The 15,761-nt window shown below is 47.7% G+C and carries 15 protein-coding genes; 3 read left to right on the top strand and 12 right to left on the bottom strand.

Going from position 1 to position 15,761, the window contains the following annotated elements; translation table 11 throughout:
- Positions 1-41: 41 nt before the first annotated feature.
- From dnaJ to DXC51_RS24490, 8 genes are all read right to left on the bottom strand, one after another.
- Positions 42-1,217 carry a molecular chaperone DnaJ gene (gene dnaJ / locus DXC51_RS24525; RefSeq protein WP_117545581.1) on the bottom strand — a complete coding sequence of 392 codons (1,176 nt, stop codon included), beginning with the start codon at positions 1,215-1,217 and terminating at the stop codon, positions 42-44.
- A gap of 101 nt (positions 1,218-1,318) precedes the next feature.
- Positions 1,319-3,190: a molecular chaperone DnaK gene (dnaK, locus tag DXC51_RS24520; RefSeq protein WP_117545580.1), complete on the bottom strand. Its 1,872-nt coding sequence runs from the start codon at positions 3,188-3,190 to the stop codon at positions 1,319-1,321.
- A 58-nt stretch (positions 3,191-3,248) separates the two neighbouring features.
- Entirely contained in the window at positions 3,249-3,941 is a 693-nt protein-coding gene (grpE, locus tag DXC51_RS24515; RefSeq protein WP_025488381.1) for a nucleotide exchange factor GrpE, read from the bottom strand.
- Between the two features lie 35 nt (positions 3,942-3,976).
- Positions 3,977-5,011, bottom strand: a complete 1,035-nt coding sequence (hrcA, locus tag DXC51_RS24510; protein ID WP_021634604.1) for a heat-inducible transcriptional repressor HrcA — start codon at positions 5,009-5,011, stop codon at positions 3,977-3,979.
- 346 nt (positions 5,012-5,357) lie between these two features.
- A complete protein-coding gene (locus DXC51_RS24505; RefSeq protein ID WP_025488380.1) occupies positions 5,358-5,897 on the bottom strand; it encodes a DUF6465 family protein in 540 nt (179 codons plus the stop codon).
- Positions 5,898-6,002: 105 nt separating this feature from the next.
- Complete coding sequence (locus tag DXC51_RS24500; protein ID WP_117545579.1) at positions 6,003-7,406, bottom strand: sensor histidine kinase; 1,404 nt, start codon at positions 7,404-7,406, stop codon at positions 6,003-6,005.
- A gap of 3 nt (positions 7,407-7,409) precedes the next feature.
- Complete coding sequence (locus DXC51_RS24495; RefSeq protein ID WP_117545578.1) at positions 7,410-8,126, bottom strand: response regulator transcription factor; 717 nt, start codon at positions 8,124-8,126, stop codon at positions 7,410-7,412.
- A gap of 358 nt (positions 8,127-8,484) precedes the next feature.
- Positions 8,485-10,176 carry a Na/Pi cotransporter family protein gene (locus tag DXC51_RS24490; protein ID WP_025488378.1) on the bottom strand — a complete coding sequence of 564 codons (1,692 nt, stop codon included), beginning with the start codon at positions 10,174-10,176 and terminating at the stop codon, positions 8,485-8,487.
- Positions 10,177-10,675: 499 nt separating this feature from the next.
- Between DXC51_RS24490 and DXC51_RS24485 the strand changes: the two genes are divergently transcribed.
- Genes DXC51_RS24485 through DXC51_RS24475 form a run of 3 tightly spaced genes read left to right on the top strand, consistent with a single transcriptional unit; the run spans position 10,676 to position 11,831 of the window.
- Positions 10,676-10,942 (top strand): hypothetical protein, encoded by a 267-nt coding sequence (locus DXC51_RS24485; RefSeq protein ID WP_147332401.1) that lies wholly within the window; start codon positions 10,676-10,678, stop codon positions 10,940-10,942.
- 20 nt (positions 10,943-10,962) lie between these two features.
- Entirely contained in the window at positions 10,963-11,409 is a 447-nt protein-coding gene (locus tag DXC51_RS24480) for a LytTR family DNA-binding domain-containing protein (RefSeq protein ID WP_117545576.1), read from the top strand.
- A complete protein-coding gene (locus DXC51_RS24475; protein ID WP_117545575.1) occupies positions 11,406-11,831 on the top strand; it encodes a hypothetical protein in 426 nt (141 codons plus the stop codon). The genes DXC51_RS24480 and DXC51_RS24475 overlap by 4 nt, the downstream gene beginning before the upstream one ends.
- 119 nt (positions 11,832-11,950) lie before the next feature.
- On the opposite strand, the gene DXC51_RS24470 is transcribed toward DXC51_RS24475, so the two are convergent.
- From DXC51_RS24470 to DXC51_RS24455, 4 genes are all read right to left on the bottom strand, one after another.
- Entirely contained in the window at positions 11,951-12,883 is a 933-nt protein-coding gene (locus DXC51_RS24470) for an alpha/beta hydrolase (RefSeq protein ID WP_117545574.1), read from the bottom strand.
- A gap of 268 nt (positions 12,884-13,151) precedes the next feature.
- On the bottom strand, positions 13,152-13,856 hold the full coding sequence (locus DXC51_RS24465) for an HAD family hydrolase (RefSeq protein WP_117545573.1): 705 nt from the start codon (positions 13,854-13,856) through the stop codon (positions 13,152-13,154).
- An 85-nt stretch (positions 13,857-13,941) separates the two neighbouring features.
- Positions 13,942-14,778, bottom strand: coding sequence for an undecaprenyl-diphosphate phosphatase (locus DXC51_RS24460; RefSeq protein WP_021634615.1), 837 nt, complete (start codon positions 14,776-14,778; stop codon positions 13,942-13,944).
- Between the two features lie 88 nt (positions 14,779-14,866).
- Complete coding sequence (locus DXC51_RS24455; protein ID WP_025488372.1) at positions 14,867-15,733, bottom strand: patatin-like phospholipase family protein; 867 nt, start codon at positions 15,731-15,733, stop codon at positions 14,867-14,869.
- Positions 15,734-15,761 lie beyond the last annotated feature (28 nt).

The raw sequence follows: 15,761 nt of genomic DNA, 5'->3' as shown, positions 1-15,761 counted from the left end.
CGCGGGCTGCCTTTTGTTATCTGTCAGGAATCCGGAAATTCCTATTTCCAGAATCCTTTTTTCTTCTTTTCTTTCCCTTCCGCAGTTCCGCCATCGCCCATTCTCTTCGCCGCATTCAGGCTGTCGCCGGAAACTTCGTCGAATTTTCTGAGCAGTTCCTTGGCTTCGCCGGAAAGCTTGTCGGGTACCTGGACTACAAGAGTTACGTAATGGTCGCCGCGCACCTCTTTGTTACGCAGGTTGGGAACGCCTTTTCCCTTCAGGCGGATTTTGGTGTCCGTCTGGGTTCCGGGCTTCACATCATAAATAACCTTGCCGTCCACCGTATCAATAACTACCTCGCCGCCAAGAGCCGCTACGGCAAAGGATACAGGGACCGTGGAATAGATATTGTAATCCTGGCGCTGGAATATGGGATGACGCCCTACAATGACTTCTACAAGCACATCTCCCCTGGGGCCGCCGTTGACGCCCGGTTCTCCCATGCCAGCCAGACGCTTGCACTGGCCGTTGTCGATTCCCGCAGGGATATCCACCTCAAACCGCTTCTTCATGGGTACATAACCGCTTCCATGGCAGTCAGTACATTTATCTTTAATTACCTTGCCGGTGCCGTTACAGTCCGGACAGGTCTGTACATTGCGGACCGTGCCGAAGAAGGACTGCTGGGTAAACACCACCTGGCCCTTACCGCCGCACTTGGGACAGGTAATGGGCTGTGTGCCCTCCTTGGCTCCCGTTCCGTGACAGGTCTTACATTCTTCCTTTACATTCAGTTCTATGGTCTTAGATGTACCGAATACCGCTTCTTCGAAGGTTATGTGCACACTGGTACGAAGATTGGCGCCCTTCATGGGTGCATTGCTCGCCCTGCCGCTTCTGCGGGATCCGCCGCCGAAGAAATCACCAAATATATCACCGAAAATATCGCCAAAATCTGCGCTGTTGAAATCAAAGCCGCCGAAGCCGCCGCCACCTGCGCCGTTGTCAAAGGCTGCATGGCCGAACTGGTCGTACTGGCGCCGTTTCTCAGGATCACTCAGTATCGCATATGCCTCCGATGCTTCCTTAAATTTCTTTTCCGCCTCCGCATCTCCCGGGTTCATATCAGGATGGTATTTTTTGGCGAGGACTCTGTATGCTTTCTTAATGGCTGCGTCGTCAGCATTCTTCTCAACGCCTAGGACCTCATAATAATCTCTCTTTTGTTCCGCCATAAATATGCCTCCCTTGGTTCTGCATTCACCGCAGAATCATCTTTTTCTGAACGCAACACTAAGGGACACGGCAGTGCCCCCTAGTGTTGTATTTTTTAAGCTTAAACCTCTCTGAAATCACCGTCAATTACATCATCATCCGGTGCGGAGCCTGCGCTTCCGGCTGCACCGCCCATGTCAGGGCCTGCGCCTGCTGCGCCGCCGGCTGCCTGCGCCTGCTCATAAACCTTGGAGAACAGGGTCTGTGCGCTCTGCATCAGTTTTTCCTGGGCAGCCTTCATATCTGCAACCTGGGATTCTGTCATTTCCTGATCCTTGGTCTGATCCAGCAGAGTCTTCAGAGCAGCCAGATCTGCCTGTACGCTTGCCTTGTCAGCTTCCGGAATCTTGTCACCTACATCTTCCAGCGCTTTTTCTGTCTGGAATACGAAGGAATCAGCTTCATTTCTTGTGTCAATTGCTTCTTTTCTCTTCTTATCCTGAGCTTCGTACTCAGCAGCTTCCTTTACCGCTTTCTCGATATCACCTTCAGACATATTGGAGCCTGCGGTAATGGTGATGTGCTGTTCTTTTCCTGTGCCCAGATCCTTTGCGGATACATTTACGATACCGTTGGCATCGATATCAAAGGTAACTTCAATCTGAGGAACACCGCGTCTTGCCGGCGGGATACCATCCAGTCTGAACTGGCCGAGAGATTTGTTATCCTTTGCAAACTGTCTTTCACCCTGCAGTACGTTGATATCAACTGCAGTCTGGTTATCTGCCGCTGTGGAGAAAATCTGGCTCTTCTTTGTAGGAATGGTAGTATTTCTCTCAATCAGCCTTGTAGCAACACCGCCCATGGTTTCAATGGACAGGGACAGAGGGGTAACATCCAGAAGAAGGATATCGCCTGCGCCTGCGTCGCCTGCCAGCTTGCCGCCCTGGATGGAAGCGCCGATAGCAACACATTCATCCGGATTCAGGGTCTTGCTGGGCTCATGGCCTGTCATCAGTTTTACCTTATCCTGTACGGCAGGAATACGTGTGGAACCGCCTACCAGCAGTACCTTGCCAAGCTCAGATGCTGTGATTCCCGCATCTCTCAGGGCGTTCTGCACGGGGATTGCTGTTCTTTCCACCAGGTCATGGGTAAGTTCGTCAAATTTGGCTCTTGTCAGATCCATATCAAAGTGCTTCGGTCCATCTGCTGTTGCTGTGATGAAAGGAAGGTTGATGTTGGTTGTTGTTGCGCTGGAAAGCTCTTTCTTGGCTTTTTCTGCAGCTTCTCTCAGTCTCTGCATAGCCATCTTGTCGCCGGAAAGGTCGATGCCTTCCTGCTTCTTGAATTCGCTTACCATCCAGTCGATTACTTTATTATCAAAATCATCACCGCCCAGACGTGTATCACCGTTGGTTGCAAGTACTTCGATTACGCCGTCACCGATTTCGATGATGGAAACATCGAAGGTACCGCCGCCCAGGTCGTATACCATGATTTTCTGTTCTTTTTCATTATCAAGGCCATAGGCAAGCGCTGCTGCCGTAGGCTCGTTGATGATACGCTTAACATCCAGGCCTGCGATCTTTCCTGCATCCTTGGTTGCCTGACGCTGTGCGTCATTGAAGTAAGCGGGAACTGTGATAACAGCTTCGTTTACTTTTTCTCCCAGATAGTTCTCCGCATCTGCTTTCAGCTTCTGCAGAATCATTGCGGAAATTTCCTGCGGGGAGTATTTCTTACTGTCAATGTCTACCTTGTAGTCGCTTCCCATATGTCTCTTGATGGAAGCAACCGTTCTGTCCGCGTTGGTTACTGCCTGACGCTTTGCAGGCTCTCCTACCAGTCTTTCCCCTGTCTTGGTGAATGCGACAACACTGGGTGTTGTTCTTGCGCCTTCCGCATTGGCGATAACGGTGGGCTTTCCACCTTCCATTACTGCCACACAGCTATTTGTTGTACCTAAGTCGATACCAATAATTTTGCTCATGATTCTCCTCCATTCTACCGCTTAATACGGCTATTTCATCAGGCCATGCCTGAAATACTTAATTTGCCACCTTAACCATACTGTGTCTTACCACAGCGTCATGATATGTGTAACCCTTCTGGAATTCCTCCACTACGATGTTCTCACCGTATTCCTCATCCTCCACATGCATCACTGCATTGTGGAAATTAGGATCGAATTCCTGACCTGCAGCTTCGATGGGCTTTACTCCCATGTTGTCCAGCTCGGTCATCAGCTGTTTATATACCTTGTTCATGCCTTCCACAAAAGCGGAATCCTTTTCATTCTCCGGTACGGCTGCCAGACCTCTTTCAAAGTTGTCAACCACCGGGAGGATTTTCTCTATCACACTTTTTGCTCCGGTTTCGAACATTGCTGCCTTTTCTTTGTCGGTACGTTTTCTGAAGTTTTCAAATTCGGCCATCTGACGTTTTACCCTGTCTTCCAGTTCGTCTATTTTCACTTTGAAGGCCTCTTCTTTTTTATCTTTCTTTTTCTTTTTGAAGAATCCCTCTTTTTCTACAGAGGAATTATCCTCCGCCTGTTCGGAATCCTCCTGGGTATCCTCCGATGCCCCGGCTTCACCGCCTTCTCCGTTTCCTTCGGAAGAATCAGTATCCGCGTCTGCCGTTTCCTCTGTCCTGGGAGCTTCTGCTGTCTCTTCTCCGGCCTTCGCCTCAGAAGCAGTGTCCATCTCTTCTTCCAGATTACGGTTATCTTTATTTTCCATTTTCTGCTTCACTCCATTCTGTGTACCTGACACTTCTATTTTTTCTTATACAGCGTATCCAGCTGGCTCATGAGATTCTTCAGAATGCCCACGACTCTGTCGTAATCCATTCTCTTCGGTCCGATGATTCCCACCGTCCCTTTCATTCCTTCTCCCAGTTCATAGGTTGCTGTAACAATACTGCAGTCCTTCATTGTCTGTACCGGGGTCTCATCACCGATATATACCTGTATGCCGGTGCTGTTCTCATCAGCAAGTGTTTCCTGAACTATCTGGTTTAATGCCTGTTTTTCTTCAAATGTGGTAATAAGCTGTCCGGCCAGCTCCTTATCCGCCAGCTCCGGATATTTAAGGATGTTGTTGGTGCCGCTGGTATAAATCTCCAGGTCTTCATCCGCCTGAATGGCTTCCGCCACCGCATCGATAATTTCTCCCACCATGCTGCTGTGTATTCCTGCCTGCTGCTTCAGGTTGGCTATTGTCCCCAGATTAATCTCATCCATGGATTTGCCGTTTAAATGCGTATTCAGCAGGATGTTGAGCTTAAGCATGGTTTCCTGATCCGGCGCCTCGTCCACGTGGAGCATTGTGTTCTTAATCACATTGCCTTCCACAACGATAACCGCCAGCACCTGATGTTCATCCACTCTTGAAAGCTGAATGAACTTCAGCTTGTTTCCATGATAAAGCGGCGATGAAATCATTGCCGCATAATTGGTATTTACCGCAAGAACCTTCGCTACCTGCTGGAGAAGATGTTCCATCTTATCTTCCTTCTCCACGAGAAGCTCCTTCAAATCAGCGACTTCCCTGTCCTTCTCTTCCAGCATGCTGTCCACATAAAGACGGTAGCCTTTATCGGAAGGGATCCTGCCTGCCGAGGTATGAGGCTGAATGATATAGCCGAGCTCTTCCAGATCAGCCATCTCATTGCGGATGGTAGCTGAACTCAGGTTCAAATCCGTATATTTGGAAATTGTCCTGCTGCCCACCGGCTCTCCCGTCTCCAGATAGTTCCGGATGATAGCCTGCAGAATCTTCATTTTACGTTCATCCAGTTCGCTCTGCATTACCTCACCTCTTTTTTAAGTTGTTAGCACTCAACCCTTAGGAGTGCTAACACCTTCTGAACATACATTATCACTTCTCCCAAACGTTGTCAACTCGTTTTTTGAAATAAATTAGTGAAAAAAATATGAAAATCATGAACGTAAACTTAAGAAAAAATCAAATATCCCTGTATGAGGAAACATTTTCAAAAGAAACGCCGTATCCTTAAAGAGGCCGGAATCGGACGGATCAGACAAAAGATCCGCCGTTCCTGTCCGGATACGGCGTGTAAATGATGTGAAGTTATATGCAGCCTTATGCTGCGTCAGAACGGTTCTATGTAATACAGTCCTCTGTTCCCTGGGATCAGATGGCAAAGCTGCCGGTAACGTCTCCGTTGATTACATAATATACACTGCTCTCTTCCGGCTTTACATACAGTTCTACGGTTTTGAACTCTTCTTCGTTTCTGCCCAGGTCATATTTCCATACGTCCTTCGCAATTTTTACCAGATCCTCCGATGAGTAGGATTTTCCTGCAAACTGTACGGTTACTGTCTCTTTGATCTCTTCCCTGGCCGCTGCTTTTTTCGCAGGGGCTGCTGCGGGCTTCTCAGCCGCTTTTTTCACAGGAGCTTTCTTAACAGGCTCTTTCTTCACAGTTTCCTTCTTTACGGTTTCTTTCTTTACTGTCTCTTTCTTCACAGCTTCCTTTTTTACAGCTGTTTTCTTTGCAGGCGCCTTTTTGGCAGGTGCCTTTGCCTCTGCGGGCTCTTTTACGGCCGCTTTTACTGCTGGTGTTTTTTCGGGTTCTTTGGTTTCGATTTTGGGCGCATCAGCTTTTGCAGCGATTTTCTCAACAGGTTTTACAGTTTCCTTTGCTTCGGTTTTCTTCGTTTCTGCCATAATTTTTTCTCCTCCTTTAGACCCAGGTACTTTGTCCAAGCACAATACACATAGCAGTAATATACCTGAATATAGGACTAAGTTTACCGCAAAGCCGCGAAGTTGTCAACTTTTCGTCTGATTTCCCGGGATCGTCACCGCAAAACAGCTGCCTTTCCCCGGCTCGCTTTCCAGTTCAATATGACCGTTATAGTACTCCGCAATATGTTTTACGATGGACAGGCCGAGCCCTGTGCCGCCCATCTTTTTGCTGCGTCCTTTGTCCACGCGGTAGAAGCGTTCGAAGATCCTGTCCTGATCTTCCTTTCTGATTCCGCAGCCGTCGTCGCGGACACGAACGCACATATCCGTCCCCCTGGCGCTGATTTCAACCCATACATTACCGCCGGGATGGTTGTATTTGATGCCGTTGCTGACCAGATTCATAATCAGCTCCCGAAGCTGTTTGGCGCTGGCCTCTATGGAGACAGGCTCGCATTCCTTGTGAAGCGTTACCTGATATTCCGCGGCAATGGGTTCGACAGATTCAAAAATTTCCGTAAGCAGCGGCACCATTCGCACCGTGGAGTAGGTCACCTCCGCTTCCTTGGCTTCCAGCCTGGATATCATGAGGATATCATTGATCAGATTTGTCATATTGTCCGTTTCCTTCAGAATCCTGGCAATAAAATCCTTTTTGACGGCCTCATCCGTCACAAAGCCCTGATCCAGCAGCTCCGCATAGCCTCTCACCGATGTGATAGGGGTTTTAAGCTCATGGGAGGCATTGCTGAAAAATTCCTGGCGGATACGTTTTTCCTTTTCCAGGCGATCCATGTGCTCCCGGATTTCCTCCGCCATTTTCATGGTGGTTGCAGAAATCACGTTCAATTCCTTATATTTATAGGTTTTAAAGGTAAAGCTGGGATTGTCGCTGCGCACCTTTTCCATCTCCCTGGAAATCTCATTTAAGGGCGTGGTAATCGTATTTGTAAAACGCACGGCGATGACGACGCTCATGGCAAAAGCAATCCCTGTGCCCAGAAGAAGCACCGGGAAAATCAGTATCATGTAATCCAGCATATTGGTATAAGGAACCGCCATGCGCACCACATAGGGTCCCTTCTTGGAATGAACCGCCACATACAGCATGTTCTCTCCCAGGCTTTCCGAATTCCTGGTAGCAAAACCGGAGCCGCTGCGCAGCGCCTCTTTCACCTCTTCCCTCTCCAGATGGTTTTCCAGGGAATCCACCTGTTCAATTTCGTTGTCCGCCACTACCGTGCCGTCTTCACCGATAATGGTGACGCGGGAATTTTCATCCATGGTCGCTTCATGCAGACGGCTGAGCTGTTCCTGCAGATCCCCGTCATAATTCAGGGAATAGTCCACCACATGAATGGTATTCAGCATGGATTCCCGATTGCTTTTCAGCATATTTTTGCCGATAAAATAGTAAGAAAAAACACTGCTGACCGCGAGGGCCAGCATGAGTATCGCTACGAACCGGAGTAATATCGCTCGTTTCATAATTTAATTATCCCTGTTTTCCGTCTCCTGCGGGAGCACAAAACGATAGCCCACGCTGCGGATAGTCTTGATATATCTGCTGCCTTCCTCGCCCAGCTTCTGGCGCAGGGTACGGATATGAATGTCCAGTGTGCGCGTTTCTATGTCTGCCGTATAATCCCAGAGTTTGTTAAGAAGCTCATCCCGCTCCACCACTCTGGCCCGGTTATCGATCAGATACATAAGAAGCTCATATTCCTTATAAGTCAGAACCACCGGCTCCCCGTTCATGGCCACTTCCCTGGCTGCCGTATCCACACACAAACCGCCCAGACGCACCTTTCCCTCGGACTGCACAGGCTGCTGCTCGGACGCCCTTCTAAGCAGCGAACGAATTCTCGCCGCCAGCTCCAAAACCCCGAAGGGCTTAGTCACATAATCATCCGCGCCGCCGTCCAGCCCCACCACCTTATCGTACTCCTTATCCTTAGCCGTAAGCACAATAATCGGCATACTCTTCAGCTCATCCTCCCGCCCCCTGATAATCCGAATCGCAGAAAGACCATCCATGCCGGGAAGCATCAAATCAAAAACCGCCAAATCCGGCTTCTCCCTCCCAACAACCTCCAACGCTTCCTCCGCAGTCTCAAAAGCCGCCACCTGATAGCCATAACCTTCCAAAGCAATTTTCACCAGATTCCGGATATTCTCATCATCCTCAATCACAAATATCTTCTGCATCCTACTCTCCATTCCGCCACATGCCATTAAATCCTTAACCTGTTTTCATAAAACCCGGTGCCAAGATGTGCCTGGTTCTGGTTCAGCTTCGTGTATGTGGGCGCCGTGCTCTGCCTTCACTGCGGTTCCCTTTGGCCCGGCAGTGTTCCCTGTAAAGGCCGTTTAAAAACGCCGGTCCTTACGCCACGTCTTTTGTGGCGTTAGTACCGCTGCGTTTTTAACCGAGCGAAAGCGTGCCTTTTCAGGGAATACTGCCGGACCAAAGGGAACCGCAGTGAAGGCAGAGCATGGCGCACACATGCACGAAGCTGGACCAGAACTCTCGCCGCTTCCTACCGGGGTTTCTGACAACAGTATATCACTCTTCGTCCAACGCAGGAAGTGGTTTGCGGGATTCGCTGACCACATACCCCGCAATGTTGGTGGCATGATCCGCGATTCTTTCCAGATTGCTGATCAGATCCAGGAATACCACGCCGCTTTCTGGTTCGCATTTCCCTTTGGAAAGACGCTGGATGTGTTTCTCCCGCAGCTCATCCTCCAGCTTATCCACATTCCTTTCATAATCCGCTTCCTGAATTGCATCCTGTGTGCTGGAAAGCTCCCTGGCCTTCAGCGCGCTTTCCAGCGCCAGTATGGTTTCACTGGAAATCAGCTTCAAATCCTTGAAGCCTTTCTTGGAAAAGGAGATCTCATCCTTGCGCATATTTTCGGCAAGCTCCGCGATATTTTCCGCGTGATCTCCTACCCTTTCCAGGTCACTGATGGTATAGAAAAGATTTTTTACCACCTTATGCTGCCCCTCGGTAAGGGAAAGATTATCCACCCTCACGAGGAAGGAGGTGAGAACCTTTTCCATTTCATTTATGATTTTTTCCTTATCAAACACAGAGCGGATCAGTTCCTTGTTGCCTGTCTCCACGCCTTCCAGGGCCGCCTTCAGGTTTTCCAGGGCGGACTGGCCCATCACATTTACCTCTCCCATCACGGTATCCATGGCAAATGCAGGGTTTTCCAGAATACGTTCGTCCAGATGGCGGCGCATTTCCCCTGCCGGCGTTATTTCTGCGATCTCCGCTTCCTTATCATCCCTTATTATATAGGTAGAAAGCTTGACAAGCTTATTTGCAAAAGGAATCAGCATCAGGGTATTGAGTACGTTGAAAATTGTATGGAAAACAGAAATTTCCACACTGTTAATGGCTGCCGCGCCCCATGCCGCATTAAAACGGAACAGGATAAACATGATAATGCCGAAAACCACAGCGCCGATGACATTGAACAGCAGGTGGATAACAGAGGCTCTTTTTGCATTCTTCCCGGCTCCCGCGCTGGAAATCAGGGCGGTCACACAGGTCCCGATATTCTGGCCCAGCGTAATGAACACAGCGGACTGCCAGTTTACCACACCGTTGAGCGCCAGCGTCTGCAGGATACCCACAGAAGCCGAGGAGCTCTGGATAATGGCGGTAACCACAGCGCCGGCCAGCACCGCGAGAACGGGATTCCTGCCAAGGACGGCAAAAGCCTGTGCAAATATGGGCGCTTCTCTGTATGGCTTAATCGCATCGGACATGAAGGAAAGGCCAATAAACAGGATACTGAAGCCTACCAGAATCTCTCCGATTTTTTTCTTTTTTTCTGATTTTGTAAAAAGTACGAGGAACGCGCCGATCCCCAAAAGCAGCGGGGCAAAAAATTCCGGCTTCATTACGCTCCCCCATTCGCTCATGGAAACAATCCATGCCGTAATGGTAGTACCGATATTGGCGCCCATGATAACGCCCACTGCCTGGGCAAGCTCCAGCATACCTGCATTTACAAAGCCTACCACCATAACCGTGGTGGCTGAAGAGCTCTGTATGATAGCGGTGACTCCTGCGCCTACAAGAATAGCCATCAGCCTGTTTTTTGTCAGAAAGCCCATCAGCTTCTGCATTTTTCCTCCGGCTGATTTCTGAAGGCCGTCGGCCATGATATTCATCCCGTAAAGGAACATTCCCAGGCCGCCGATGAAAGAAAACAACATTCCTACATCATTAATAGACATCTCATCTCTCCTCTGCCCTCATCAACGGATATCGCTGTCTGAAACTTACTCGAAATCCTGACGTATCCCTCATTCCGCTTCGGGGCGGTATCTTTTTCCTATGTTTCCGATGAAAAACTGCTGTCCTCCGGATTCTGGCCGGACCACGGCATTTTCTCATTGTCCATCATTATTTTAACAGGTGAGTGTAAAGTACACGCTTAGGTTATGTAAAATCTATGTAAAATATCAGAAATCCAAACCTTACATAAGCCAAATGGCATCTTGTCGTGCACAAGGGTATCTTATCCTGCGCCACATTGTATTTCCTCTGCTGTCCGGCTATAATAACCTCAATCCCAAAGGAAAGAAGGGCTGACCTATACTTTATATGACAAATATCATATTTATTCCCGCCAGGGAACGGGGACTGCGTTATAAAAATACTGTGTATGACAATATCATGTATTTTCCAGCGAGGAAGTGGATGGGCATCGGCACAAAGGAGCCGCTGAAATCTATGGCAGACGAAACTGCACGCAGGGATAAAGTGACCTTTCTGATATCCTCCCACGATTTAAGCCTTTTCAGCAATCTGGCCGACAGCTGTCTGCTCCTGTTTCACGGGCGCATTGTCTGTCGGACTGGGGAAAAACCGGAGGCGGAGGAAATCAGGAAAAAGTATGAAGAATGCAGAATCCGCAGCTTATGCGAAAAAGAAAGGCAGGTGTTTTATTCCGGGGCATTGGAAAAAGAACGGATATGCGTCATTTTTAGCACCCATTAACGTAATTGCGAGGAGGTTCCATGAAGCTGATAATACATCAGGATCGGCAGATTACTGAAACTGAAATTACCATCCGCTGTGCACGCATGGATACCCGGCTGGAGCAGCTGGCCGGACATATCAGGCAATTTGGTTTTTCCCTGACGGGCTATCAGGAGGATAAGGAATTCCAGCTGCCGCTGGAGAAGATATTTTTTATGGATTCCGCAGATGGAAGAACCTATCTTTATCTGGAGAAAGAGGTGTACTACTGCCGGGAGACTCTGGCCTCCCTGGAGGCCCGCCTTTCCCGCACTTCCTTTACCAGGATCAGCAAAAGCTGTCTGGTCAACACCAGCTTCCTGCAAAGTGTGCGGCCGCTGTACAACCACCGGCTGGAGGCCACCCTGCAAAATGGAGAAAAGCTGGTAATTACGCGAAATTATATCGAACCTCTGAAGGAAAAGCTGAAAGGAGCAAATGTATGAAAAATTTTCTGACCGTACGGGTGCCGTCCACCTGTATCTGTTTTACCCTGCTGCTTCTTGCCAATGCCGCCCTGAATCTGCTGAGCGGTATTGATACCGAAGGGTATGATTTCACCGTCCTGGTCCTGTTTCTGATCATATTGCTGTGCCAGGGGGTGGATATTGCCCTGGATCATGTTGAATTCAGGACATGGAAGCAGTACTGCATTACAGAGTCATTAATTTTGTATGTGGTGAACCTGGCAGTATTCCGTATCATTTTCTGGCATTCCTTTTCGGCCAGGCAGCTTATTATTTTCACCCTGATTTTTTTAGTCATTGTAACCGCTGTATTTTCCTATTTCAGAAAGCTGCAGCGTATGCAGGTGGATGAAATCAATGCGCTTATTGCTAAAATGCAGTCAGATGCGCCGCGGCAATAAAAAAAGTCCGAAACTGCGCCCGGCTTCTAATAGAGGGCCGCAGTTTCCAGACTCAGTCAGGAAACATCTCTCGCTTTCAGTATGGCTAATTCCCATTTCGTAACTTGCCGGGCATGGGGTCAATTTCCGTGGCTAAAACACTTTTTTAAGAATAAAATCCTTTTTTCTATGTTATTCTGTGCAATTTGTGTCTTTATTGCCGAGTCATAACCGTGAATTGTGCCTTTTGTGTCGTTCAACTCAACTTTCGCCCCTGCTTCCATCAGTCTTTCAGCATACAAAATTCCTTCATCATGCAGGCAATCATATTCCGCTGTTTCAATGTACGTATCCGGAAGCTTATGAGGCAACAAATTCTGCATGGGCGATGCGTTCCTGATGTTTTCTCCTGTTACGTTCTTTAAATAGAATTCCCACATTTTTTTGTTATTTTGGGAATTCCATAATGGAGTATCAGAGTACAATTTTATGGATTTCGTGGACATGGACGCATCTGTCACCGGATATATTAACATCTGTGCACAGGGAATGGGCAAAGCTACTTTTTCATATGCATTGCAAATCGCAGCAGCAATTGCCCCGCCGGAACTATCTCCTGCGATTCCAATCAGTTCTCTGTCAATAAGCAGGCTTTCCGCATTCTTTAACAGCCATTTATATACGGACAATACATCCTGATATGCCGTTGGATATGGATGCTCCGGCAACAGATGATAATCCGGAAGGACCACCCTGCAGTTTGCTTCCAATGCATAGATACAGGCAAGCTTTTTATGATGGGCTGACGCCTTATAACTGAACGCACCGCCATGGATATATAGCAAACACGGAAGCTTATCCGCTGCTGAAGCAGGTTCGTATATTGCAACCTTTAACGGTAACCTGCCGTTTTCCCGTATTATTATCCGTTTGCAACTAATTTCCCTGGGAATTCCTGTTAATGCGAAAGCCAGCATCTGGTAGATATTTGCTGTCTTTATCAGGAACTTATTATACGGAACCCTCTTTGCTATGCTTTTTAATTCCGGGTCTATCAAATGTGTATAATTCATCTATGCGTTCTCCAAATACAAATTCGTCCGTCCTGGGCTATTAAAGCAACTCGCCAGCCTTCTACACTTCATTTTTCCCATAAATTCCATCGGTTATATCACGCTTTTGTCCATCGGGAGGGGCAATTTACACCCTGCTTAAATGTTGTTTTTTATTTTTAGATTTAATATGTGTAAATAATTTTGCACCAAAATAACAAATTTCTAATTTGCCGTTCAAATAATCAGGATATTATAATGAAACTTTTTTTATCTTCAACATTCCTTCTCATAAGTTTAATGTATCAATTATTCCACAAAGCTTATCGAGGGAGTCTATCGTATAGTTCTGGTTAAATGTCTTAACAGCATTGCTTCTATTAATCAGCACTGAAACCGCCCCGACACTGTTTGCCCCAACTATATCTTTTTCTTCATCTCCCACATAAATCATTTCGTTTGGCAGTATATTAAAACACTCTGCCGTTTTCAAAAATCCTTCTTTACATGGTTTTCTGTAGCCTACATCTACAGAAGTCAGAATTAAATCAATATAAACAGTAAGCATTGCAAAGTCCTTTAAAGAGAACTCGTTATCCATTCCATAAGCAACATCGGTCAATATTCCTGTTTTTATTCCCTTGCTTTTCAATCCTTTTAATGTTTCAATTACTTCAGGAAATGGATGGGCGTCTGCCTGAAAAAAAGAATAAAACGCGGATTTCATGGCATGCAAATCCGCGTTTAAACAATCCCACGCTGACATAATTTCTTTAAAAATTATGTCAGACGTAATTTCAGTCTCTCGATAATTGACTCTTGTGTTGTATTTTGTAAGAATTTCTGCTGCAACGTCCATCATACCGTCTGCCAAAACTATATTGCATTTGGCGGCTGCTTCACAAAGCGCAGGACGATATAAGGAAGTCCAGCTTAAGGGATTATTGTATTTTATTAACGTATGCCCAACATCAAAGGATACTACTTTTATCATATTCCAATCTGCCTTTTAAAAATATCAGCAAAATACCATTTTGCCGGAAACATACAAACATACGCTTAACCAGGCCACCACAAATTTACGCAGCAATCACATAAAAATACAGCAGCACCAGAATACCCAGCACGATACGGTACCAGCCGAAAACCTTGAAATCATGCTTTTTAATATATCCCATGAGGAAGGAAATCACACCCATGGACACTACAAAAGCCACCACCATGCCGATAATCAGAAGCGACGCTTCGGTCATGCTGAAGCCGAGCCCGAATTTCACCAGCTTCAGAAGGCTTGCGCCGAACATGACGGGAATCGCCAGGAAAAAAGTGAATTCCGCGGATACCACCCTGCTGACGCCGATGAGCAGCGCGCCCACGATGGTTGCGCCGGAGCGGGAGGTGCCGGGGAATACCGCGGCGATAAGCTGAAACAGGCCGATAATCAGGGCATCCCGGTAGGTCAGGGACGCCAGGCTTTTGATCCGGGGCTTCCTTCCCTTATTCCAGTTTTCAATTACAATAAAAGCCACGCCGAACAGAATCAGCATAATGGCCACCGTGGTGGCATTATACAGATACGGCTCCACCAGATCATCCAGGAGTATGCCGTAAATCATGGCAGGGATGCAGGCCACCAGAACCTTGAACCACATGACAAAAATATCCGTTTTAATAATGCCGTTTTTCTTACGCCGCTTTGAAAAATCAAAGGGGAACAGCTTATTCCAGAACAGAACCACCACCGCCAGGATCGCCCCCAGCTGAATCACTACCAGGAATACTTCCCAGAATTCAGGAGATACATCCAGCGTGACAAATTCATTCAGCAGTATCATATGTCCCGTGCTGCTGATGGGCAGCCACTCCGTAATACCTTCCACAATTCCAAACAAAACCGCTTTTAAAATTTCGATCATATCATTCTCCAATTTTTATACTGCTGCTGTCCGCCGGACGTACCGGCCAAACAGACAGCCTGTTTTCATTTTCCGAAAACTCCGCCGCCTATCTTTGCACGCTGTCACCGTTTTCCAGATAACGCAGCATATCCTCAAAGCACTCCCGGGCATCTGCATAGCCCTCCTCATAAAGCAGCCGCAGCTTCTCCTTATCCTTCTCTATTCTGCCAATACCGCTGGCCCTTTTCGGACGGATAACAAAAGCCTGGCCGTTTGCTGTCTGGGCATCCAGATAATCCAGCATCCGGTTATAGGCCACATGCCGGTTTGCCATCAGCTCGTAAACTTTGGGATACCTGGCATAACGCACCTTTACCAGTCCCAGATGGCCGGAAGGCTTCCTCCTGTAGCCGGTTTCCTTAGTGAGCACCACAATATTTTTCCGGTTGCCGTCCACAATGGAATGCATGATGGGCACGCTGTCGGAGAGACCGCCGTCCAGATACAGCTTATCCCCGATTTTCACATTTCTCGATACCAGCGGAAGGGACGCGGAGGCCCGCACCGCGATGATATCTTTATGCATATCCTTCAGACGCAGGTATTCCGCCTGACCGGTTTCAATATTGGTAGCCACCGCATACGCTCTGCCCTGATAAGCATTAAAAGCATCATAATCATAAGGATTCAGAACGTTTGGGATATCGTCATAACACATTTTTACCCCGAAAAGATCCCCTGTGGTCAGCACATTGCGCGCACTGCAGTAATGTGCGTCATCCAGATAATCCACGCTGATATCATAAGCCCTGCCCCGCTGGCGCGACAGGTAGCTGCACAGATGGCATGCGCCTGCGGACACTCCATAACAGCTGGAAAACTCAATATTTTGATCCATGAAAAAATCCAGGACTCCGGCGGTATAAATTCCTTTCATCCCACCGCCTTCCAGAACCAGTCCGGCCTGATACATACTGTCTACCTCCAAGTCAAATTTGCTG

Source organism: Eisenbergiella massiliensis (assembly GCF_003435485.1).
This window is presented reverse-complemented; position numbering and strand designations above follow the sequence as displayed.